The organism is Delftia sp. CH05 (assembly GCF_009827015.1).
GTDB classification, from domain to species: domain Bacteria; phylum Pseudomonadota; class Gammaproteobacteria; order Burkholderiales; family Burkholderiaceae_C; genus Comamonas; species Comamonas tsuruhatensis.
The window spans coordinates 92,130-112,611 of sequence record NZ_WUMG01000011.1 but is presented as its reverse complement, the minus strand read 5'-3'; the positions used below and the strand labels follow the sequence as shown (position 1 = coordinate 112,611).

The 20,482-nt window shown below is 68.7% G+C and carries 20 protein-coding genes; 17 read left to right on the top strand and 3 right to left on the bottom strand.

The window, feature by feature from the left end; all coding sequences use genetic code 11:
- The first annotated feature begins 15 nt into the window (after window positions 1–15).
- The 16 genes from GRX31_RS11820 to GRX31_RS11745 all read left to right on the top strand — a co-directional run bounded on the left by GRX31_RS11820 (window position 16) and on the right by GRX31_RS11745 (window position 14,635).
- Window positions 16–471, top strand: a complete 456-nt coding sequence (locus GRX31_RS11820) for a GspH/FimT family pseudopilin (protein ID WP_034364466.1) — start codon at window positions 16–18, stop codon at window positions 469–471.
- A complete protein-coding gene (gspI, locus tag GRX31_RS11815; protein ID WP_016448731.1) occupies window positions 468–866 on the top strand; it encodes a type II secretion system minor pseudopilin GspI in 399 nt (132 codons plus the stop codon). Before GRX31_RS11820 ends, gspI begins: the two co-directional genes overlap by 4 nt.
- The gene (locus tag GRX31_RS11810; protein WP_160852838.1) at window positions 867–1,574 is read left to right on the top strand and encodes a prepilin-type N-terminal cleavage/methylation domain-containing protein; all 708 of its coding nucleotides are present in this window, start codon (window positions 867–869) and stop codon (window positions 1,572–1,574) included.
- A complete protein-coding gene (gene gspK / locus GRX31_RS11805; RefSeq protein WP_016450870.1) occupies window positions 1,571–2,548 on the top strand; it encodes a type II secretion system minor pseudopilin GspK in 978 nt (325 codons plus the stop codon). Before GRX31_RS11810 ends, gspK begins: the two co-directional genes overlap by 4 nt.
- Before the next feature lie 44 nt (window positions 2,549–2,592).
- Window positions 2,593–3,837 (top strand): type II secretion system protein GspL, encoded by a 1,245-nt coding sequence (gene gspL, locus GRX31_RS11800; RefSeq protein WP_160852836.1) that lies wholly within the window; start codon window positions 2,593–2,595, stop codon window positions 3,835–3,837.
- Window positions 3,834–4,376, top strand: a complete 543-nt coding sequence (gspM, locus tag GRX31_RS11795) for a type II secretion system protein GspM (protein ID WP_160852834.1) — start codon at window positions 3,834–3,836, stop codon at window positions 4,374–4,376. The genes gspL and gspM overlap by 4 nt, the downstream gene beginning before the upstream one ends.
- Before the next feature lie 2 nt (window positions 4,377–4,378).
- On the top strand, window positions 4,379–5,182 hold the full coding sequence (gene gspN, locus GRX31_RS11790; protein WP_160852832.1) for a type II secretion system protein N: 804 nt from the start codon (window positions 4,379–4,381) through the stop codon (window positions 5,180–5,182).
- A gap of 3 nt (window positions 5,183–5,185) precedes the next feature.
- Window positions 5,186–7,555, top strand: coding sequence for a type II secretion system secretin GspD (gspD, locus tag GRX31_RS11785; RefSeq protein ID WP_017404591.1), 2,370 nt, complete (start codon window positions 5,186–5,188; stop codon window positions 7,553–7,555).
- A 14-nt stretch (window positions 7,556–7,569) separates the two neighbouring features.
- Entirely contained in the window at window positions 7,570–8,931 is a 1,362-nt protein-coding gene (locus GRX31_RS11780) for a GspE/PulE family protein (protein ID WP_016448738.1), read from the top strand.
- 63 nt (window positions 8,932–8,994) lie between these two features.
- Window positions 8,995–9,279, top strand: a complete 285-nt coding sequence (locus tag GRX31_RS11775) for a hypothetical protein (RefSeq protein ID WP_223275171.1) — start codon at window positions 8,995–8,997, stop codon at window positions 9,277–9,279.
- 85 nt (window positions 9,280–9,364) lie between these two features.
- The gene (locus GRX31_RS11770; RefSeq protein ID WP_016448739.1) at window positions 9,365–10,366 is read left to right on the top strand and encodes an LLM class flavin-dependent oxidoreductase; all 1,002 of its coding nucleotides are present in this window, start codon (window positions 9,365–9,367) and stop codon (window positions 10,364–10,366) included.
- 4 nt (window positions 10,367–10,370) lie between these two features.
- A complete protein-coding gene (locus GRX31_RS11765; RefSeq protein WP_013800648.1) occupies window positions 10,371–11,060 on the top strand; it encodes a helix-turn-helix transcriptional regulator in 690 nt (229 codons plus the stop codon).
- Window positions 11,061–11,148: 88 nt separating this feature from the next.
- Window positions 11,149–11,793 carry a glutathione S-transferase family protein gene (locus GRX31_RS11760; RefSeq protein WP_016448741.1) on the top strand — a complete coding sequence of 215 codons (645 nt, stop codon included), beginning with the start codon at window positions 11,149–11,151 and terminating at the stop codon, window positions 11,791–11,793.
- Window positions 11,794–11,935: 142 nt separating this feature from the next.
- Complete coding sequence (gene gspF, locus GRX31_RS11755; RefSeq protein WP_013800646.1) at window positions 11,936–13,162, top strand: type II secretion system inner membrane protein GspF; 1,227 nt, start codon at window positions 11,936–11,938, stop codon at window positions 13,160–13,162.
- Window positions 13,163–13,178: 16 nt separating this feature from the next.
- A complete protein-coding gene (locus GRX31_RS11750) occupies window positions 13,179–14,099 on the top strand; it encodes a 5'-nucleotidase (RefSeq protein WP_160852830.1) in 921 nt (306 codons plus the stop codon).
- Between the two features lie 62 nt (window positions 14,100–14,161).
- Window positions 14,162–14,635: an EF-hand domain-containing protein gene (locus GRX31_RS11745; RefSeq protein WP_016448744.1), complete on the top strand. Its 474-nt coding sequence runs from the start codon at window positions 14,162–14,164 to the stop codon at window positions 14,633–14,635.
- A 24-nt stretch (window positions 14,636–14,659) separates the two neighbouring features.
- Here the strand turns inward: GRX31_RS11745 and GRX31_RS11740 are convergent, their stop codons facing one another.
- From GRX31_RS11740 to GRX31_RS11730, 3 genes are all read right to left on the bottom strand, one after another.
- Window positions 14,660–15,094 (bottom strand): hypothetical protein, encoded by a 435-nt coding sequence (locus tag GRX31_RS11740; RefSeq protein WP_047218877.1) that lies wholly within the window; start codon window positions 15,092–15,094, stop codon window positions 14,660–14,662.
- Window positions 15,095–15,249: 155 nt separating this feature from the next.
- On the bottom strand, window positions 15,250–15,753 hold the full coding sequence (locus tag GRX31_RS11735) for a cyanophycin metabolism-associated DUF1854 family protein (RefSeq protein ID WP_016448746.1): 504 nt from the start codon (window positions 15,751–15,753) through the stop codon (window positions 15,250–15,252).
- Between the two features lie 3 nt (window positions 15,754–15,756).
- On the bottom strand, window positions 15,757–18,051 hold the full coding sequence (locus tag GRX31_RS11730; protein ID WP_016448747.1) for a cyanophycin metabolism-associated ABC transporter: 2,295 nt from the start codon (window positions 18,049–18,051) through the stop codon (window positions 15,757–15,759).
- 218 nt (window positions 18,052–18,269) lie between these two features.
- Between GRX31_RS11730 and GRX31_RS11725 the strand changes: the two genes are divergently transcribed.
- Window positions 18,270–20,471: a cyanophycin synthetase gene (locus GRX31_RS11725; protein WP_016450863.1), complete on the top strand. Its 2,202-nt coding sequence runs from the start codon at window positions 18,270–18,272 to the stop codon at window positions 20,469–20,471.
- Window positions 20,472–20,482 lie beyond the last annotated feature (11 nt).

The window sequence follows — 20,482 nt, the reverse complement described above, 5'->3', positions numbered from 1 at the left end:
GGCCTGCGTGCTCTCATGCCCCGCCAGACGGTTGCGCCCACCCTGACCATTCCTTCGCGCGGCTTCACCCTGCTGGAACTGCTGGTGGTCATCAGCATCATGGCGATTGCCGCTGCCGGCGCAAGCCTGTCTCTGCGCGACAGCGGGCAGGCCCAGCTGGAACGCGAGGCCGAGCGCCTGGCCGCACTGCTGGAATCGGCCCGCGCACAGGCACGAGCCAACGGCGTGCCCGTGCGCTGGCGGCCCATGCCGCAGGGCTTTCGCTTCGAGGGCCTGCCAGCCAGTGCGCAATTGCCTTCGCAATGGCTGCAGCCCGGGGTGCAGGCACAGCCGGCGACGCCGCTGATCCTTGGCCCCGAGCCACTGATTCCTCCCCAGTCCGTCACGCTGACGCTGCGCGACTCCAACAGCCCGCCGCTGCGCGTGGCCACGGATGGACTGCGGCCCTTTGCCGTGCAATCCCTGCCATGACAGGCATCCACGGACCACGCCGCAGGCACGGCGCGCCAAGGCGCCTGCCGCACGGCTTCACGCTGATCGAGGTCCTGGTGGCCCTGGGCATCGTGGGCATTGCCCTGATGGCAGGCCTGCAGGCCACATCGGCCCTGACTCGCAATGCCGAGCGCCAGTCCGAGGTGCTGCTGGCCCAGCTGTGCGCGCAAAACGAACTGGTGCGCCTGCGCCTGTCGCGCCAGATGCCGCCCGTGGGCGACAACAGCTTCACTTGCGAGCAGGGCAGCCGGCAGCTGCAGGTCCAGCTCAGCGTGCGCCCCACGCCCAACCCCAGCTTCCGCCGCGTGGATGCCCTGGTCGTCACGGCCGAGCATCCGGTGCTGCGGGTATCGACCATCGTGGGCCGCTTCTAGATGCGTTTGCGCCCTTTCTCCCGCACGCAAGGCTTCACCCTGGTGGAGCTGATGGTGGCCATCGCCGTCATGGCCCTGCTGGCCCTGGTGAGCTGGCGCGGACTGGACAGCATGGTGCGCTCGCAGGAGACCATTCGCGCGCGCAACGAGCAGCAGATCGTGCTGCAGACCGTGATCGCCCAGTGGAATGCCGACCTCGAAGCCCTGATGCCGCTGGAGCACGCCCAGGTCATCGACTGGGATGGCCAGGTGCTGCGCATGACCCGCAAGAGCAGTGCCGCCGTGGACGATGGCGCCGTGGTCGTGGCCTGGGCCCGCCGCCAGACAGCCGGACGCGACCAGTGGCTGCGCTGGCAGTCGCCACCGCTGCGCACGCGCGCCCAGTGGCGCGAGGCCTGGAACCAGGGGGCGCAATGGGGACGCAATCCTTCGGACGACCAGCGCCGCCGCGAAACCGTGCTGCTGCCCCTGGACCAGTGGCGCCTGTACTACTACCGTGACAACGCCTGGAGCAACCCGCAGTCCAGCGGCTCGGACAACGGCACGGGCACGCCCAATCCACCATCCGGCGGCACCAACAGCAGCGCACAGCTGCCCGCGATTCCTGACGGCATACGCGTCGAACTGACCCTGCCGCCCGACAGCGCCGTCCCCGGCCGCGTCACCATGGACTGGGTCAACCCCCTGCGATCCAACAGCCGATCATGATGCGCGCACCCCGCACCCTGCCCGTCCGCCGCCGCCATCGCGGCGTGGCCCTGCTGGCCGCCATGCTCACGGTCACGCTGGTCGCCACCTTTGCCGCCACCGCGCTGTGGCAGCAGTGGCGCAGCGTGGAGGTCGAGACCGCCGAGCGCAACCGCATGCAGGCCGCCTGGATTTTGCTGGGTGCGCTGGACTGGTCGCGCGTGGTGCTGGCCGAGGATGCGCGCACCAGCCTGCAGGTGGACCACCTGGCCGAACCCTGGGCCGTGCCGCTGCAGGAGGCGCGCCTGTCCACGTTTCTTGCGGCGCAGAACAACGTCAGCCAGGTCGATGACGGCATGGCCGACATGCAGGACGCCTTTCTCTCGGGCCAGATCATCGACCTGCAGTCGCGCCTGAACCTGCGCAATCTGCTGGGCGCGCCCGACAAGCCCGAAACCCTGCGCCCGCTGGCACGCCTGCTGGAACGCCTGAACCTGCCCCCTGCCTATGCCGCCCAGATCGTCCAGGCCCTGCGCGCAGCGGCCACCGCCGGCGAGGGCGCGCAGTTCCTGATGCCGCGCACGCTGAGCCAGTTCGGCTGGCTGGGGTTGCCGCCCGAGGTCGTCTCGCGCCTGGAGCCCTACATCACCCTGCTGCCCGAGAACACGCCCGTCAACCTCAACACCGCCAGCGCCGAAGTCATCTGGGCCAGCGTGGAGGACCTGACCTGGTCCCAGGCCAGCCAGCTGGTGCAGCTGCGCGCATCGCGCCCGCTGCGCAGCCTGGCCGATGCCTCCAACGCGCTGGGCCTGCCGCAGAAATTCGAGGGACAGAACCTGTCGGTCGCCACCAGCTTCTTCGAGGCGCGTGGCCGCATGCGCCTGGGCGAGATCGTGGCCAGCGAACGCTCCATGTTGCGGCGCAACAACATGACAGTCACTACCATCTGGCGCGAGAGGGGGGACTGGGGATTGCCCGAAGCTCCCGCGCCGTGACAGATGCCTGTCACACTCGGCCCCTACAATGCCGGCTTCCGTCCATGAGCACCTTGATTCTTCATCTGCCTGCGGGCCCCGCTGGCGAATACGCCTACGCACTCAGCAGCGACGGCCTGCGCGCCGACCGGCATGGCCACGCCGCAGCAGGCCTGCTGCCCGATCCTGGCCGCACCGGCCAGACGGTTGCCGTGGTGCCGCACCAGGCCTTGTCCTGGCATCTGGTCAGCCTCCCCCATGGCGTGCCTACGGGGAGCCGGCGTGGACATGTGCGCCTGCGTGCCGTGCTCGACGGGCTGCTGGAAGAGCGCCTGCTCGACGACCCCTCCCAACTGCATCTGGCGCTGCAGCCTCAGGCACGCGCGGGCGAGCCCTGCTGGGTTGCCGCCTGCGACAAGGCCTGGCTCCATGCCCATCTGCAGGCCCTGGAGTCCGCAGGCCGGCCCGTGGGCCGCATCGTGCCCGAATGCCCGCCCCAGTCCACGCCCCAGCTGTGGGCCGTGGGCACGCCTGAATCGGCCTGGCTGCTGGCCACCGGCCTGAGCACGGCCCCGCAAGGCATGGACTCGCTGGCCTGCCTGCCGCTGCGCACCGACAGTGCCGACCCCGCCATGCTGGCCGCCCTGCTGCAGGCCCTGCCCCCCGACACCCCGATCCAGGCGGACCCGGCGCTGGCCCGCGCCGCCGAGGCCCTGCAGCGCCCCGTCAGCCTGCTGACGGACGCCCAGCGCGGCCTGGCGGCCCGCGCACAAAACTGGGACCTGGCGCAGTTCGACCTCGACCTGGGCGGCAGCAGCCGCACCCGCCGACGCATGCTCGACGGCTGGCAGAGCTTTCTGCGCGCGCCGCAATGGAAGGCCGCGCGCTGGGGTGCCGCGCTCGCACTGCTGGCCCAGGTGGTGGGCCTCAATGCCTGGGCCTGGACCGAAAACCGCGCCATCGCGGCCAAGCAGGTCCAGGTGCGCTCCACGCTGGCCACCAGCTTTCCGCGCGTACCCGTCATCGTCGATGCGCCCGTTCAAATGCAGCGCGAAGTCGCCACGCTGCGCCAGAGCGCCGGCGCGCTGACGCAGGGCGACCTGGAACCCCTGCTGGCCGCCGCATCCAGGGCCCTGCCTGCCGGCCAGTTGCCGCAGGCCATGGACTACCAGGACCGTCAGCTGCGCCTCAAGGGCGTCTCGCTGGAGGCCGAGGCACTGGAGCAGGCACAACAACATCTGGCCGCAAGCGGCCTGCGACTGCAGCGCGACGGCGCCGACCTGCTGCTTGCCCAGGAGGCCCGGCCATGAACATGCGCGCATCCCGCCAAAGCCTGGCCCCACTGCGCGCGCGCTGGAATGCCCTGGCGCCGCGTGAACAGAACATGACGCTGCTGGCCGGTGGTGTGGTGGCACTGGCCCTGCTGTGGTGGCTGGCCCTGGCCCCCGCCCTGCACAGCCTGCGCACCGCGCCCGAACGCCATGCCCAGGCCGACCGCCAGTTGCGCCAGATGCAGCTGCTGCAGGCCGAGGCCGAGCAGCTGCGCGGCAACGCACGCCCCGTGGTCGGCGATGCCAAGGCGCTGCTGCAAAGCTCGCTGTCCGCCGAACTGGGCGCCTCCGCCCAATTGAACTGGATGGGCGACCGCGCACAGATCACGCTCAAGGCCGCGCCCGCCGCCGCGCTGGCGCGCTGGCTGGCCCAGGTCCGCAGCAACACGCACGCCGTTCCCGCCGAGATGAAGCTGGCCCGCAGTGCATCTGCAAGCGCCGCAGGCGCTGCCGAAGCCGTGCGCTGGGATGGCAGCCTGGTGCTGGACCTGCCTGTCGATCCGTCGCGGGCACCTTGAGCATGCGCCGCCAGCCCCGCACCCAGCCTGTCCTGCGCTCACCGCGCGGCTGGGCGCTGGCAGGCGCCCTGTGCGGCCTGGTGGCCACCACCGTCGTCTGGGCACCCGCCGCCTGGCTGGCACGCGGCGTGGATTCCGCCACGCAGGGCCAGGTACTGCTGCTGCAACCGCGCGGCACGCTGTGGAACGGCTCGGCCTCCCTGGCCTTCACCGGAGGCGCCGGCAGCCGCGACCGCACGGCCCTGCCCACGCGGCTGGAATGGACGCTGCGCCCGCGCCTGGACGGTGCCCGCATTCAGCTGCGCAGCGAATGCTGCACACCCACGCCCGTGGTGCTGGACCTGCTGCCGCGCTGGCAGGGCCTGAGCGCCGTGGTGCACGACAGCGACACGCGCTGGCCTGCCTCGCTGCTGTCCGGCCTGGGCACGCCCTGGAACACGGTGGACCTGCAAGGCCAGCTGCGGCTGGCCACGCAGGCCCTGCAACTGCAATTGCTGTGGCAATCGGGGCGCTGGCGCAGCGACGGCAGCACGCGGCTGGAGGCGCTGGCCGTATCCTCGCGGCTGTCCCCTCTGCGCCCGCTGGGCAGCTACCGGCTCGACATCCTCGGGGGCGACAGTCCGCAGCTGCAGCTCAGTACCCTGACCGGCGACCTGCGCCTGAGCGGCCAGGGCCAATGGGTAGGCCAGCGGCTGCACTTCCAGGGCGAGGCCTCGGCCAGCCCCGAGCGCGAAACCGCGCTGTCCAACTTGCTCAACATTCTGGGACGGCGCCAGGGGCCCCGGTCCATCATTTCCTTTGGTTGATCCATGACTCAGCAGCACACGACCCCGTTCTGGCGCAACACCCTGCACACGCTGGCCGTCAGCGCCATGCTGGCCTGCACCGCTGGCACCGCCCAGGCCCAGCAGACCAATGCACCGGCCGGCGCCACGCCCAGCCTGCGTCCGGGCGAGCCTGTGACGCTGAATTTCTCGGGTGCAGACATCGAGGCCGTCTCGCGTGCCATCGGCGCCATCACCAACCGCAACGTGGTGGTCGACCCCCGCGTCAAGGGCCAGATCACGCTGCTGACCGACAAGCCCGTGCCGCCCGCCACCGCCTACCAGCAGTTCCTGGCCGCGTTGCGCCTGCAGGGCTTCACCATCGTCGAATCGGCCGGCCTGTACAAGGTCATCCCCGAAGCCGACGCCAAGCTGCAGGCCAGCGAGGTGGCCGTGGGCGCGGGCCGCAGCAGCACCGGCAGCCAGATCGTCACCCAGATCTTCAAGCTCAACTACGAGAACGCGGCCAACCTGGTGCCCGTGCTGCGCCCCCTGATCAGCCCCAACAACACCATCAACGTCAACCCGGGCAACAACTCGCTGGTCATCACCGACTACGCAGACAACCTGCAGCGCATCTCGCGCATCGTGGCGACCATGGATGTGTCCAACGCCACCGATGTCGAAATCATTCCGCTGCGCCATGCCGTGGCCACCGACATGGTGGCCCTGGTCTCTCGCCTGATCGAAGGGGGCACGGCCAGCCCCGGCGGCCTCACGGTGACCGCAGGCGGCGCCAATATTCCGGGCCAGAGCGACAACGCCTTCAAGACCTCGCTGATGGCCGAGCCGCGCAGCAACTCCATCGTGCTGCGCGCGGCCAACCCGGCACGCCTGGCCCAGGTGCGCTCGCTGATTGCGCGACTGGACCAGCCCGCCATGAACGGCGGCGGCGACCAGGGCAACATCCACGTGGTCTATCTCAAGAACGCCGACGCCGTGGCGCTGGCCGCCACCTTGCGCGCCGCCATCGGCGCCCAGGCCACGGCCGCCGGCACGGCCAGCGGCCAGCCCGGTGCGGGCGGCACCCTGCCGCAGGGCGGCGGCATGTCCTCCATCCCCACCTCGCAGCCCGTGGTCTCGCGCGACTCCAGCGGCACGGCATCCATGGGCATGGGCTCGTCCTCGGGCCTGGGCAGCGGCGGCGGGGGCGGCGCGCTGGGCGTGGCCCAGCAGCCCTCCACGGGCGGCATGATCCAGGCCGATCCTTCGACCAACTCGCTGATCATCACGGCACCGCCGCCCGTCTACCGCCAACTGCGCGCCGTGATCGACAAGCTCGACGGCCGCCGCGCCCAGGTGCTGATCGAAAGCCTGATCGTCGAAATCAAGGACAACCGGCTGGCCCAGTTCGGCATCCAGTGGCAGGCCATGCTCAGCAACAACGGCCGCGTGATCGGCACACTGGGCACGAACTCCAATGTGGCGGGCGCCAACATCCTGAACCTGCTCGGCCTGGTCAAGGATGGAGGCCTGGACGGCAGCGCCATTACGGGAGACACGTTGTCCAGCCTGAGAGGCACCAACCTCGGCTTCACGCAGCGCGTCAACGGCAAGGACACGCTGGGCTTTCTGGCCAACTTCCTGCAAAACAGCGGTGACGCCAACATCCTGTCCACGCCCAACCTGATGACGCTGGACAACGAGGAGGCGCGCATCATCGTGGGCCAGAACGTGCCCATGGTCACGGGCTCGTACGCCAGCAACTCCACGGGCGGCACGGTCAACCCCTTCACCACCGTGGAGCGCAAGGACGTGGGCCTGATGCTGCGCGTGCGCCCGCAGATCAACGAGAACGGCACGGTGAAGCTGGCCGTGTTCCAGGAAGTCTCCTCGGTGGACGAGTCCACGCGCAAGGACACCAACGGCCTGACCACCAACAAGCGCTCCATCGAGTCCAACGTGCTGGTCGAGGACGGCAACATCGTCGTGCTCGGCGGCCTGATCGACGACAACTACTCCCAGGCCGAGGACCGGGTGCCTCTGCTGGGCGACATTCCCGTCGTGGGCAACCTGTTCCGCAACACCAACCGCAAGCGCAACAAGACCAACCTGATGGTCTTCCTGCGCCCCGTGGTGATGCGCGATGCGACTGCCACCAACCAGGTCTCTTCCGAGCGCTACGAAGCCATCCGCGCGCAGCAACAGAGCCTGCAGCCCGAGCCCAGCGCCCTGCTGCGCTCGGTCAATGCCGCGCCCGTGCTGCCCACGCTGACGCCGCAGCCGGACCCCGGCTCGTTCACCAACCCGGCCGCCATCGTCAACGTGCCGGGCGCCAGGCCCGAGCTGATCGACTTCACCCAGCCGCAGCCCGCCGCGCCCGCCCCCGTGCCGGCCGCGCCCGGCGCGCTCTGAGGCAGGAAGGCCCCATGCGCTATCCCCTGCCCTATGCGTTTGCGCGCACCAGCCAGCTGCTGATCGAGGACGACGGCCACGAGCCCCTACTCTGGCACGGCCCCTCGCCCGACTGGCAGGCCCTGTCCGAAGTCCAGCGCAGGCATGCGGTGCAGCGCTGGCAGATGCTGGACGCGGGCACGCTGGCCCACCGCATCAGCGCCGCCTATTCGCAGGGCGAGTCCAGCGCGGCCCTGGTGGTCAGCGAGGTCGAGTCCGACGCCGACCTCTCGCGCATGATGCAGGAGCTGCCTGCGGTCGAGGACCTGCTGGAGACGGCCGACGACGCGCCCATCATCCGCATGCTCAACGCCCTGCTCACGCAGGCCGCGCGCGACGGTGCCAGCGACATCCACATCGAGCCCTACGAGCGCCATTCCAGCGTGCGCTTTCGCGTGGACGGCGACCTGCGCGAAGTCGTGCAGCCCAACCGCGCACTGCATGCAGCGCTGATCTCGCGACTGAAGATCATGGCCGACCTGGACATCGCCGAAAAGCGCCTGCCCCAGGACGGCCGCATCAGCCTGCGCCTGGGCACGCGCGCCATCGACGTGCGCGTCTCCACCCTGCCCAGCGCCCACGGCGAGCGCGCCGTGCTGCGCCTGCTGGACAAGAGCGAGAGCAAGCTCAGCCTGGAGGCCGTGGGCATGCAGGGCGAGACGCTGAGGCGATTCACCCACCTGACGGCCCAGCCGCACGGCATCGTGCTGGTCACCGGCCCCACGGGCTCGGGCAAGACCACCACGCTGTATGCGGCACTGTCGCGCATGGACGCCAGCCACAGCAACATCATGACGGTGGAGGACCCCATCGAGTACGAGCTGGCCGGCGTGGGGCAGACCCAGGTCAACGCCAAGATCGACCTGACCTTCGCCAAGGCCCTGCGCGCCATCCTGCGCCAGGACCCGGATGTGATCATGATCGGCGAAATCCGCGACTTCGAGACCGCGCAGATCGCCATCCAGGCCTCCCTGACCGGCCACCTGGTGCTGGCCACGCTGCACACCAACGATGCCTCCAGCGCCGTCACGCGCCTGATCGACATGGGGGTGGAACCCTTCCTGCTGTCGTCCTCCCTGCTGGGTGTGCTGGCCCAGCGCCTGGTGCGCAAGATCGACACCACCGAGCCCAGCGGCTACCGGGGGCGCACCGGCATCTTCGAGATGCTGGTGGTGGACGACACCATCCGCGCGCAGATCCACCGCCAGGCCAGCGAGGCCGAGATCCGCGACACCGCGCTGGCCGCGGGCATGCGCCTGATGCGCGACGACGGCGAGCGCCTGGTGCGCGAGGGCATCACCACGCCCGAGGAAGTGCTGCGCGTCACGCGCGACTAGGCGCAGGCGGCCACGCCCGACCCTGCGCAGCACGGGGCATCCCTGTTTGCCACAATGGTCGGCATGTTGGAATCCCTACGCGCCTGGAGCGCTCCCTATGGCGGCGACCTGTTCCTGTGGGTCGCCACGCTGAGCCTGATCAGCTACATCGCCCTGTGGTGGTTCAAGTCACGGCTGTCCACCAGCCAGCTGCGCCGCGTCATCCGCCTGTCGGCGCTGGTGGCGCTGCCGCTGTCCTGGCTGGCCATCCAGCAGGGCGAGAACCATCTGGCGGCAGCCATCCTCCCCCTGGTCTGGTGCGTGGTGCTGGGCATCACCTGCGCGCGGGAAATGTCCAGAAGAAACTGAGTGCGCGAACGCGCACCAGGAATGCCCTGGCGCGGCAAGGCCCGCGCCGCCCCCACCCACCGTGAACTGGAAGTTGGAACCTGCCATGACATCATTCAATGAAGTCCGTCTGTCCATGCTCGACCTCGTGGCCGTGCGCGAAGGCGGCACCGTCGCCGAGGCCCTGGACATCGCGCTGGCCACGGCCCGCAAGGCCGAGGCACTGGGATTCGAGCGCTACTGGCTGGCCGAGCACCACAACATGCCCGGCATCGCCAGCTCGGCCACGGCCGTGCTGATCGGCCATATCGCAGGCGGCACCTCGAAGATCCGCGTGGGCTCGGGCGGCATCATGCTGCCCAACCATGCCCCGCTGGTGGTGGCCGAAGCCTTCGGCACGCTGGCCGAGCTGTACCCGGGCCGCATCGACCTGGGACTGGGCCGTGCGCCCGGCACCGATGGCGCCACCATGCGCGCCCTGCGCCGCGACCGCGTCGAGACCGAGGAAGACTTCCCGCGCGACGTGATGGAGCTGCAACGCCTGCTGGCCCCGGCCACGCCGGATCAAAAGCTGGTGGCCACGCCGGGCGCGGGCACCAACGTGCCGATCTGGCTGCTGGGCTCCAGCCTGTTCTCGGCCCAGCTCGCAGCCCATCTGGGCCTGCCCTACGCCTTTGCCTCGCACTTCGCGCCGCGCATGCTCTACCAGGCCGTGCAGCTGTACCGCAGCCTGTTCAAGCCGTCGGCCCAACTGGCCAAGCCCTACGTGATCGTCGGCGCACCCGTGATCGCCGCGCCCACCGATGACGAGGCCGAGTACCTGGCCAGCAGCACCTACCAGCGCGTGCTGGGCATCATCACGGGCCGGCGCGGACTGCTGCCGCGCCCCATCGAGAACTACGCGGCCCAGCTCGGCGAGCAGGAGCGCCGCGCCATCGGCGACTTCCTGGCCGTGGCCTCCATCGGCGGCCCGGACAAGGTGCGCACGCGCCTGCAGAAGCTGCAGGCCGACACCGAGGCCGACGAGCTGATCCTGGTCAGCGACGTGTATGACCGCGACCTGCGCCTGCGCTCGCTGGAGATCACGGCCGGCGTCATGGGCCGCTGAAGGCATGAGCCGCTCCGCCCGGCTGCTGCAGCTGATCGACCTGCTGCGCCGCGCGCGCCTGCCCCAGGCCGGGCCGGTGCTGGCCCGGCAGCTGGACGTGAGCCTGCGCACCCTGTACCGCGACATCGCCACCCTGCGCGAACAGGGTGCCGCGATTGCGGGCGACCCGGGCGTGGGCTACGAGATGCGGCCCGGCTTTCTGCTGCCGCCGCTGATGTTCACGCCCGATGAGCTGGAAGCCCTGCTGCTGGGCGCGCGCTGGGCCAGCCGCCAGGCCGACCCCGAGCTCGCCCAGGCCGCCACCGCCGCGCTGGACCGCATACGCAGCGCGCTGCCGCTGGAGCTGCGCATCGAGGTGGACACCAGCGGCCTGCTGGTGCCGCCCATCTGCCACGAATCCGTGACCGAGCCTTGGCAGACCGCGCTGCGCCTGGCGATACGGCGCCAGCACCGGGTGCTGCTGCACTACACGGATGAGAAGGGCCAGCCGACCGAGCGCCAGATCTGGCCTTTTGCCATGGCTTTCTTCGATCAGCGGCGCATTCTTGCGGCCTGGTGCGAACTGCGCCAGGACTTCCGCCATTTCCGCGCCGACCGCGTGCGCTCCGTCACCGATCTGCAGGAACGCTATCCCGACCACCGCAGCGGCCTGATCGAACGCTGGTCGCGGCAACTGGGCTACACGGTCCGCTGACACCACTGCTGACAAAAACTGTCAGCATGGCCTCCTACAGTCGCTCCCATGGCCTTCTCGCCATGCATTCAAACCACTGGGAGCCTTCATGAACGACTCGATCAAGCCTCTGCGCTTTTACTTCCACCCCCGCTCGCGCGCCGTCATCGCGCGCTGGATGCTGGAGGAATGCGGCGCCCGCTATGAGCCCGTGCGGCTGGAATTCGGCAGCACCATGAAGGCTGCCGACTACCTGGCCATCAACCCCATGGGCAAGGTCCCCGCCCTGGTGCACGGCGAGACCGTGATCACCGAACAGGCCGCCATCCTTGCCTATCTGGCCGACATCTTCCCCGAACGAAGGCTCGCGCCGGCCGTGGACAGCCCGCTGCGCGGCGTCTACCACCGCTGGATGTTCTTCCTGGCCGGCCCCGTCGACGCCTTGATGACAGCCAAGAGCCAGGGCCACCTGGAGCAGCAGACGGCCGACCAGGCCATGTCCGCCGGCTATGGCCGCTATGACGACGTGGTGCAGACGCTGCGCCAGGCCGTGGCCGGCAGGCGCTACCTGTGCGGCGACCAGTTCACCGCCGCCGACGTGCTCATGGCCAGCTACCTGCGCTGGGGGACGATGATGAAGCTGCTGCCCGCGCTGCCCGAGTTCAGCGACTACGGCCAGCCGCTGATGGAACGCCCGGCCTCGCTGCGCTCCATCCAGCTCAACGAAGCGGACCTGGCCGCCCAGCCGGCATAGGAACCTCCGGGACCTGGGGACGAGGCCCGAGACGGCCTCGCCATCCAGCCGTCACCGGCAGCGGCTACCATCGGGGGTTGGATCGCCGCCTGGCGTTTCCTGAACGCCATCCTTCCCCAGCCCCTCCCGACTCCCGCCGCGCATGCCTGCCTTTTCCTTCGAAGCCCTGGATGCACAAGGTCAGACCCGCAAGGGCACGATCGAAGCCGACAACGCGCGCGCTGCGCGCAGCCAGCTGCGCGCCCAGGCCCTGGTGCCCATGGCCGTGGAGATCGTGGCCTCGGGGTCGGCGTCCGGCCCGCAGGGTGGCGCCTCGCGCTGGCTGACCCGCCCCGTCCTTGGCTCCACAGGGCTCACCGTGTGGACGCGCCAGATGGCGGGGCTGGTCGGATCAGGCCTGCCCATAGAGCGCGCACTGGCCGCGCTGTCCGAAGAAGCCGACGACCCGCGCCAGCACCACCTGGTGGCCGCGCTGCGCGCCGAGGTCAACGCAGGCTCCACCTTTGCCCGCGCACTGGCCCAGCACCCGCGCGAATTCTCCGACATCTACTGCGCCGTGATCGGCGCCGGCGAGGCCAGCGGCAGCCTGGGCCCGGTGCTGGAGCGGCTGGCCGACGACCTGGAATCGCGCCAGGCCCTGCAGTCCAAGCTCATTGGCGCAGCCCTGTACCCGGCCATCGTGACCCTGGTGGCCATCGTCATCGTGTTGTTCCTGGTCAGCTACGTGGTGCCCCAGGTGGCCAGCGTGTTCGCGGGCACCAAGCGCGCCCTGCCCTGGCTCACCGTGGCCATGCTGGCGCTCAGCGACTTCGTGCGCAGCTATGGCTGGGCCGCGCTGGTCGCCCTGGTGCTGGGCGCCGTGGGATTCCGGCTGTCCATGAAGAATCCCGTGCTGCGCGAGCGCTTCGACGCCTGGTGGCTGCGCCTGCCGCTGATCGGCCGGCTGGCGCGCAACTACAACGCGGCACGCTTTGCCGGCACGCTGGCCATGCTGGCGGGCGCGGGCGTGCCCATTCTCAAGGCCTTGCAGGCCGCCGCCGAAACGCTGGGCAACCGCGCGCTGCGCGCCGATGCCATGGACGCGCTGGCCCTGGTGCGCGAGGGCGCGCCGCTGGCCTCGGCCCTGGCGCAGAAAAAGCGCTTCCCGGGCCTGATCTCCATGTTTGCCCGCCTGGGCGAGCAGACCGGCCAGCTGCCCGTGATGCTGCAGCGCGCCGCCAACCAGCTGTCCACCGAGGTGCAGCGCCGCGCCATGCACCTGGCCACCATCCTGGAGCCGCTGCTGATCGTGGCCATGGGCATGGTCGTGGCCCTGATCGTGCTGGCCGTGCTCATGCCCATCATCCAGCTCAACCAGTTCGTCAAATAGCGACAAGCGCCAAGCCATGCCCGTGACCCTGCAAGACAAGCTGGTCGTTGCCATCTCATCGCGCGCACTGTTCGACTTCGAGGAAGAGAACCGGCTGTTCGATGCGGGCGACGAGCAGGCCTACATGCGCCGCCAGCTGGACCTGGTGCACCAGCCGGCACGCCCGGGCATCGCCTTCCCGCTGGTGCGCAAGCTGCTGGCCTTCAATACGCCCGAAGTGCAGCGCGTGGAGGTGATGATGCTCTCGCGCAACGACCCGGCCAGCGGCATGCGCGTGTTCGCCTCGGCCAAGGCGGCCGACATGCACATAGAGCGCGGCGTGTTCACGCGCGGGCGCGATCCGTTTTCCTACCTGCGGCCGCTGGGCGCCCACCTGTTCCTCTCGGCCAACGAGGTCGATGTGCGCAAGGCCCTGTCCATCGGCTTTCCTGCGGCGCGCGTGATGGTCGACTCCACGCCCGCAGGCGACCGCTACCCGCAGGAAGTGCGCATCGCCTTCGACGGCGATGCCGTGCTGTTCTCCGACGAGGCCGAACGCGTCTACCAGCAAGGCGGGCTGCCGGCCTTTCTGCGCCACGAGGTCTCCCATGCCGCCACGCCCCTGGGAGAAGGGCCATTCAAACCCCTGCTGCAAGCCCTTCACCGGCTTCAGCAGCAGGCGGACTCGTCCCAGACCATGCGCATTCGCACGGCCCTGGTGACGGCGCGCAGTGCGCCGGCGCACGAGCGCGCCATCCGCACATTGCTCGATTGGGGAATCACCGTGGACGAGGCCATGTTCCTCGGCGGCCTGGAAAAAGGCCCCTTCCTGCGCGAGTTCGAGCCGGATTTCTTCTTCGACGACCAATCGGGCCATGTCAGCTCGGCGGCCCGCCATGTGCCCGCAGGCCATGTGAACAGCGGCGTCTCCAATCCGGACGCCGATCCGCTGAAGTAAACAATTGCAAAGGGCGCACAGCCCTGGCTTGCAGACACCGGTTCCATGCCCAAATAGGTGCCATGCATTTTCCCCTCATGAACCGCTCCGCCCTGCTGCGCCGGCCGCCTGTGCTGCAGGCCGCCGCTGCCGTCCTGCTGACCAGCGCCTTCATGCTGCCCGCCGCGCGCGCGCAGGCGGCCGAGACGGCCGACAAGGCGTCCACCGGACAGGCCTCGGCCAGCCCGGCGCCATTGACCAAGGGGGAAATCAAGGCCCAGCGCGAATTCAAGATGCTGGACTTCAACAAGGACGGCAAGCTCAGCCGCACCGAAGTGGCGCTGTTCCCGCGCCTGGCGGCGGCCTTCGACGAGGCCGACACCGACAAGGACGGCTACGTCTCCTATGCGGAGGTGCAGGCCTTTGCCGTCAAGTACCGCGCCGAACGCGACAAGGCAAAGGCCAAGGCGCAGGCCGAAGAGGCAAAGGCCGCCGAGCATGCCGCAGCCGTGTCCGCTGCCAGGGACACGAAGGAAGGCGAAGGCTCAAAGGACTGAGCCTGCGCATTCAGCCACTGACACTCAAAGTCCGCCGGTACGCTTGACCTTGGGTTCCGAATAGGTCAACGGCTCCTCGCGCACCTGCAGCTTGTTGCGGGCCACTTCATCGGCCTTGCTGACCTCCTGGGCCTGCTCCACGGCCATGGCGCTGGCGCGCCACATGGACTGGATGAACTCGATGAGCTGCTTGGAAATCGGCTCCTTGGGCGGCTCCTCGACCTCTTCCTTCTGCTTGATCTCCTCGGCCAGCGTCCAGTCGCGGTTTTCTTGGTCCACCACGGACGGTTTTTCAGGATCGCGAATCACACGGCCTTCGCCGATGCGGTCCGTGGATTCGACAGGATTGGCAGCGTTCACGGGACGCACGGGCACCGCGCCCGACGCGCCGGTGGAGTACAGATCGGCGCTTTGCGGGCGCCACGGTATGGGCGATCGGTCAACAGGTGGAATTGGCATGGCTCGACCCTCTTGCTGGATGTGTGCTGTGGGCGGGAATTTCCCGCCGTCGCCTCATCATCGACAGAACCTGAAAGAACTGAAGCGCTTTTTTTGAAAGACGCCCAGGCCTGCCTCAAACCAAGGGTAAACCCCGAAACCACCCTGACCAGGCGCTAGAGGAAACGCTCCAGCATCTTGCGCGAGGCACGGTCCAGCGCCGTGCTGTCGGGCACGCTGAACTGCACGCCGTCCTGGCTGGTGATCATCAGGTGCGTGCGGCCCGACAGGCGGCGGATATCCTCCTCGGCCTTGAGCACGAGCTGCGCGGGACCGCGGTCGGTCTCCAGGTCCCAGGTGCTGGGCGTGGAATAGCTGGACACCTTGCGGATGCGCTGGATGACGGGCACGAACTCGCGCACGGCCAGATCCTGCTCGATCAGCGTGCGGGCCTGCGCGGGCAGGTGGTCCATGTGGTCCACCCACAGCGCCTCCTTGCCATCGGCACAGACCAGGGACAGGCCTTGCAGCGGCGCGGCAATCGGAAAGGCGCGCACGGGCACCACGGATTCATGGCGCGTGCCGTCGGCCAGGATCAGCACCAGGCGGCCATGGGCGTTGCGCTCCACGCGTACGCGGCTCAGATCGGCGCCGGCGGCGCAATGTTGGGCAGTGGACATGGCTTATTCCTCGATGGTGGTTGCGACCAGGGTCAGGCCTGCGGCCTGGGCATCCTCTTCGGCGCGCCGCGCCTGGGCCTGGTACAGGCGCCAGTAGGCGCCCTGCTTTTCCATCAGTTCGTCGTGCGGACCCACTTCCACGATTTCGCCCCGGTCCATGACCACGAGGCGGTCTGCCTTGCGCAGCGTGGACAGACGGTGGGCGATGGCAATCGTCGTGCGGCCCTGCACCAGATTGTCCAGCGCCTTCTGGATTTCCTTCTCGGTCTCGGTGTCCACGGCAGAAGTGGCCTCGTCCAGGATCAGGATGCGCGGGTCGATCAGCAGCGCGCGCGCGATGGAGATGCGCTGGCGCTCGCCGCCGGACAGGCCCTGGCCGCGTTCGCCGACCAGGGAGTCATAGCCGTGCGGCAGGCGCAGGATGAATTCATGGGCATGGGCCGCACGCGCGGCCGCCACGATTTCCTCGCGCGTGGCGTCGGGCTTGCCGTAGGCGATGTTCTCGGCAATGGTGCCGAAGAACAGGAAGGGCTCCTGCAGCACCAGGCCGATGTTGCTGCGGAAGTCCGACACCTTGAGCCGGCGGATATCCACGCCGTCGAGCTGGATGGAGCCTTCGCTCACGTCGTAGAAGCGGCTGATCAGGTTGACCAGGGTGCTCTTGCCCGAGCCGCTGTGGCCGACCAGGCCGATCATTTCACCCGGGCGAATCTGCAGATCCAGGTTCTTGATGACGGCGCGGCTGCCGTAGCGGAAGGTCAGGTTGTCCAGCGTGATGGCACCCTGCACGCGCGGCAGCTTGACCGGGTTGACCGGGTCGGGCACGTTGCTCACGTGGTCCAGGATGTCGAAGATGCGCTTGGCGCCGGCTGCCGCCTTCTGTGTGACCGAGACGATGCGGCTCATCGAATCCAGGCGGCTGTAGAAGCGGCCGATGTAGGCGATGAAGGCCGTCAGAATACCGACCGTGATCTGGCCGCCCGCCACCAGCCAGATGCCGAAGCCCCAGACCACCAGCAGGCCGATCTCGGTCAGCAGCGTCACCGTGGGCGTGAACAGCGACCAGGTCTTGTTGACCTTGTCGTTGGCCTGCAGGTTGACCAGATTGGCCTGGGCGAAGCGGTCGGCCTCGCGCTTTTCCTGGGCGAAGGCCTTGACCACGCGGATGCCGGGAATGGTGTCGGCCAGCACATTGGTCACCTCGGACCAGACGCGGTCGATCTTCTCGAAGCCCGTGCGCAGGCGGTCACGCACCAGGTGGATCATCCAGGCGATGAAGGGCAGCGGCACCAGGGTGACCAGGGCCAGCCATGGATTGATGGAGAACAGGATGACCGAGGTCATCACGATCATCAGCACATCGGTGGCGAAATCCAGCGCGTTCAAGGATAGAAACAAATTGATGCGATCTGTTTCCGCCCCGATGCGCGCCATCAGGTCGCCCGTGCGTTTGCTGCCGTAGTAGTCCAGCGACAGCGTCAGCAGGTGGTTGTAGGTGGTCGTGCGCAGGTCCGAGCCAATGCGCTCGGAGACCTTGGCCAGCACGAAGGTGCGCGCCCAGCCCAGGCCCCAGGCCACCAGGGCCGCAGCCAGCAGGCCGCTCAGGTAGAAGACCACCAGGCTGCTGTCGATCTGCTGGCCGTTCTGGAACGGGATCAGGATCTTGTCCACGATGGGAATCGTCAGATAGGGCGCCACCAGGGTGGCGCCCGTGGAGGCCAGGGTCAGCAAAAAGCCCAGCAGCAGCTGGTGCCGGTAGGGATGGGCAAAGCGCCACAGGCGCAGCAGCACCCAGGTGGAGGTCTGCGGACCCTGCTGGCGTGCGCAGGCCGGGCATTCGTCGGCCTCGGGCGGCAGCTCGGTCTGGCAGGCCGGGCAGCGGGGCACATCGTCCTCGGGCCCGTCGAAGTCCTCGCCACGCGCCATGCGCTCACGCTGGTGATCGAACTGTTGCAGCAGGCGCAATACGCCCGCCTGGTGGCGCAAGGTGAAGCGCCACAGCGCCAGCCGAGCCGCAGGACCATGCAATTCGAGGTTGCCCACGCCGCCGTGGTCCAGCGTACGCAAATTCTGATCGACAGAGAGTATCCACTCACTCCATCGCTGATCCTCAGGATCACAGGCGATGAGGCGCTGGTTGGTCAGGACAACCCAGCCTTCGCCGAAGCGCATATCCAGGGTCAGGTCAACCGTGGCGAGGGCCAGCACGTTTTCATTGGAAGCGAGCCTGGCTCGCAGCTCAGCCCCGCGGGGGCTGGCAAGGAAGGCCGAAACGTCCACAGAATGGTGTTCTTGCATGTTGAGTTGTTTTTCCCGCCCCTGGCGGCTCCTGGTGTCATGCGGGCAACCGCAGCTCCCCGGTGGATATCCCGCGCGTTGCACGGCATACCCTGCTCAACGCGCCAACCCTGGTTTAGGCTGACAACACTGCGCATGGGTTTTCTGGGCGCACAATCCTCTCCCATTCTCCGGCGATCCGAATCCGGGTCGTCGTTCACGCTTACCCGTTGACCGACATGGCGAAATTCAAAGACATCCAACTCTTGCGCACCACCTACCTGCGTGGACCCAGCGTCTGGACCTACCGTCCCGTGCTGGAGGTCTGGCTGGATCTGGGCGAGCTGGAGGACTATCCCTCGAACAAGCTTCCCGGTTTCAACGAGCGCCTGACGGCCTGGCTGCCCGACCTGGTCGAGCACCACTGCGGCGTGGGCGAGCGCGGCGGCTTCATCCAGCGCCTGGAAGGCGGCACCTGGTGCGGCCACGTGCTGGAGCACATCATCATCGAGCTGCTGAACCTGGCGGGCATGCCTGCCGAGTTCGGCCAGACCCGCGAGATCTCGCAGCGCGGCGTGTACCGCATGGTCTTCCGCTGCCCCGAGGAAACCGTGGCGCGCACGGCCCTGGCCCATGGCCACAGGCTGATCATGGCCGCCATCAATGACGAGCCCTTCGACCTGAAGGCCGCCATCAAGGCCATCAAGACCGAGATCAACGACCGCTACCTGGGCCCGAGCACGGGCTGCATCGTCGATGCGGCCGGCGAGCGCCGCATCCCCCACATCCGCCTCAATGACGGCAACCTCGTGCAACTGGGCTACGGCGCCGCGCAGCGCCGCATCTGGACCGCCGAGAGCGACCAGACCAGCGCCATCGCCGAGGGCATTGCCCAGGACAAGGACTTCACCAAGCGCCTGCTGGCCGCCTGCGGCGTGCCCGTGCCCGAAGGCCAGATCGTCCACAGCCCCGAGGAAGCCTGGGAAGTGGCGCAGGACATCGGCTTTCCCGTCACCGTCAAGCCCTCGGACGGCAACCACGCACGCGGCGTGACGCTGGACCTGCGCGACGAGGCCGACATCAAGGCCGCCTTCGCGCTGGCCCAGCCCGAAGGCTCGGACGTCATCGTCGAACGCTTCATCGACGGCACCGAGCACCGCATCCTGGTGGTGGGCGGCAAGGTGGTTGCCGCCTGCCGTGGCGAGACCGTGAGCGTGGCCGGCAATGGCAAGTCCACGGTTCGCGAACTGGTCGCCGTGGTCAACCAGGACCCGCGTCGCGGCCCCGAGCAGGAATACCCGCTGGACTGGATCAACCTCGAAGCCCCGGCCGTGAAGCTGGAACTCAAGCGCCAGAACGTCACGCCCGACACCATTCCTGCCCAGGGCACCAGCGTGCTGCTGCAACGCAACGGCAACATGGCCATCGACTGCACCGACGAAGTCCATCCCGAAGTGGCCTACATGGCCACGCTGGCCGCCAAGATCGTGGGCCTGGACATCGCGGGCATGGACATGATCCTGCAGGACGTCTCGCGCCCCATGAAGGAGCAGGGCGGCGCCATCCTCGAAGTCAACGCCGGCCCCGGCCTGCTGATGCATCTGAAGCCCACCAGCGGCGCGCCGCGCCCCGTGGGCATGGCCATCGCCGACCACCTGTTCCCGCGCACCGAAGAGGGCACGGGCGCCGGCCGCATCCCCCTGGTCGGCATTGCCGGCACGCGCAACAACGGTTTCACGGCCCGCCTGGTGGGCTGGCTGCTGCAGTTGTCGGGCAAGCTCACGGGCGTGGCCAGCAGCGAAGGCATGTTCCTGTCCAACCGCCAGACCCAGAAGACCAATACCGCCAACTGGGCCGGCGCCCACCGCCTGCTGACCAACCGCCTGGCCCAGGCCGCCGTCATCCAGACCACGGCCCGCTCCATCCTGGAGGAAGGCCTGGCCTACGACCGTTGCCTGGTCGGCGTGGTCACCGACATGGACGGCTTCGAGCAGTTGCCCGACCATGACGTGCACGAGCAGTCGCAGATGACGCGCGTGATGCGCACCCAGATCGACGTGGTGCTGGACGAAGGCGCGGGCGTGCTCAATGCCGACATCGAACAGGTGGCCGACCTGGCCCGCCTGTGCGACGGCGAGGTGCTGTTCTATTCGATGCAGGCAGACAGCCCCGTGGTAGCGGCCCACCGTTGCGAGAGCGAAGGCCGTGCCGTCTTCGTGCGCGGCAACCAGGTGATCCTGGCCACGGGCGCCGCCGAGCGCGTGCTGGGCACGCTGGACGCGCTGAGCCTGCCCGGCGGCCTGCGCCCGGACACGCCGGCCCTGCTCGCTGCCATTGCCGCGGCGTGGTCCATGGACATTGCCCCCGACCTCATCGTCGCCGGCATCAAGACCTTCGACTACACGCCGGCCGCCGCTGCGGTTTCCACCGCCGCCGCCTGAGCCCGACCACA

Bases quoted from the DNA above. Each gene is read 5' to 3' on its own strand.
- GRX31_RS11820 (WP_034364466.1), top strand. From the start codon at position 16: ATGCCCCGCCAGACGGTTGCGCCCACCCTGACCATTCCTTCGCGCGGC.
- gspI (WP_016448731.1), top strand. From the start codon at position 468: ATGACAGGCATCCACGGACCACGCCGCAGGCACGGCGCGCCAAGGCGC.
- GRX31_RS11810 (WP_160852838.1), top strand. From the start codon at position 867: ATGCGTTTGCGCCCTTTCTCCCGCACGCAAGGCTTCACCCTGGTGGAG.
- gspK (WP_016450870.1), top strand. From the start codon at position 1,571: ATGATGCGCGCACCCCGCACCCTGCCCGTCCGCCGCCGCCATCGCGGC.
- gspL (WP_160852836.1), top strand. From the start codon at position 2,593: ATGAGCACCTTGATTCTTCATCTGCCTGCGGGCCCCGCTGGCGAATAC.
- gspM (WP_160852834.1), top strand. From the start codon at position 3,834: ATGAACATGCGCGCATCCCGCCAAAGCCTGGCCCCACTGCGCGCGCGC.
- gspN (WP_160852832.1), top strand. From the start codon at position 4,379: ATGCGCCGCCAGCCCCGCACCCAGCCTGTCCTGCGCTCACCGCGCGGC.
- gspD (WP_017404591.1), top strand. From the start codon at position 5,186: ATGACTCAGCAGCACACGACCCCGTTCTGGCGCAACACCCTGCACACG.
- GRX31_RS11780 (WP_016448738.1), top strand. From the start codon at position 7,570: ATGCGCTATCCCCTGCCCTATGCGTTTGCGCGCACCAGCCAGCTGCTG.
- GRX31_RS11775 (WP_223275171.1), top strand. From the start codon at position 8,995: ATGTTGGAATCCCTACGCGCCTGGAGCGCTCCCTATGGCGGCGACCTG.
- GRX31_RS11770 (WP_016448739.1), top strand. From the start codon at position 9,365: ATGACATCATTCAATGAAGTCCGTCTGTCCATGCTCGACCTCGTGGCC.
- GRX31_RS11765 (WP_013800648.1), top strand. From the start codon at position 10,371: ATGAGCCGCTCCGCCCGGCTGCTGCAGCTGATCGACCTGCTGCGCCGC.
- GRX31_RS11760 (WP_016448741.1), top strand. From the start codon at position 11,149: ATGAACGACTCGATCAAGCCTCTGCGCTTTTACTTCCACCCCCGCTCG.
- gspF (WP_013800646.1), top strand. From the start codon at position 11,936: ATGCCTGCCTTTTCCTTCGAAGCCCTGGATGCACAAGGTCAGACCCGC.
- GRX31_RS11750 (WP_160852830.1), top strand. From the start codon at position 13,179: ATGCCCGTGACCCTGCAAGACAAGCTGGTCGTTGCCATCTCATCGCGC.
- GRX31_RS11745 (WP_016448744.1), top strand. From the start codon at position 14,162: ATGCATTTTCCCCTCATGAACCGCTCCGCCCTGCTGCGCCGGCCGCCT.
- GRX31_RS11740 (WP_047218877.1), bottom strand. From the start codon at position 15,094: ATGCCAATTCCACCTGTTGACCGATCGCCCATACCGTGGCGCCCGCAA.
- GRX31_RS11735 (WP_016448746.1), bottom strand. From the start codon at position 15,753: ATGTCCACTGCCCAACATTGCGCCGCCGGCGCCGATCTGAGCCGCGTA.
- GRX31_RS11730 (WP_016448747.1), bottom strand. From the start codon at position 18,051: ATGCAAGAACACCATTCTGTGGACGTTTCGGCCTTCCTTGCCAGCCCC.
- GRX31_RS11725 (WP_016450863.1), top strand. From the start codon at position 18,270: ATGGCGAAATTCAAAGACATCCAACTCTTGCGCACCACCTACCTGCGT.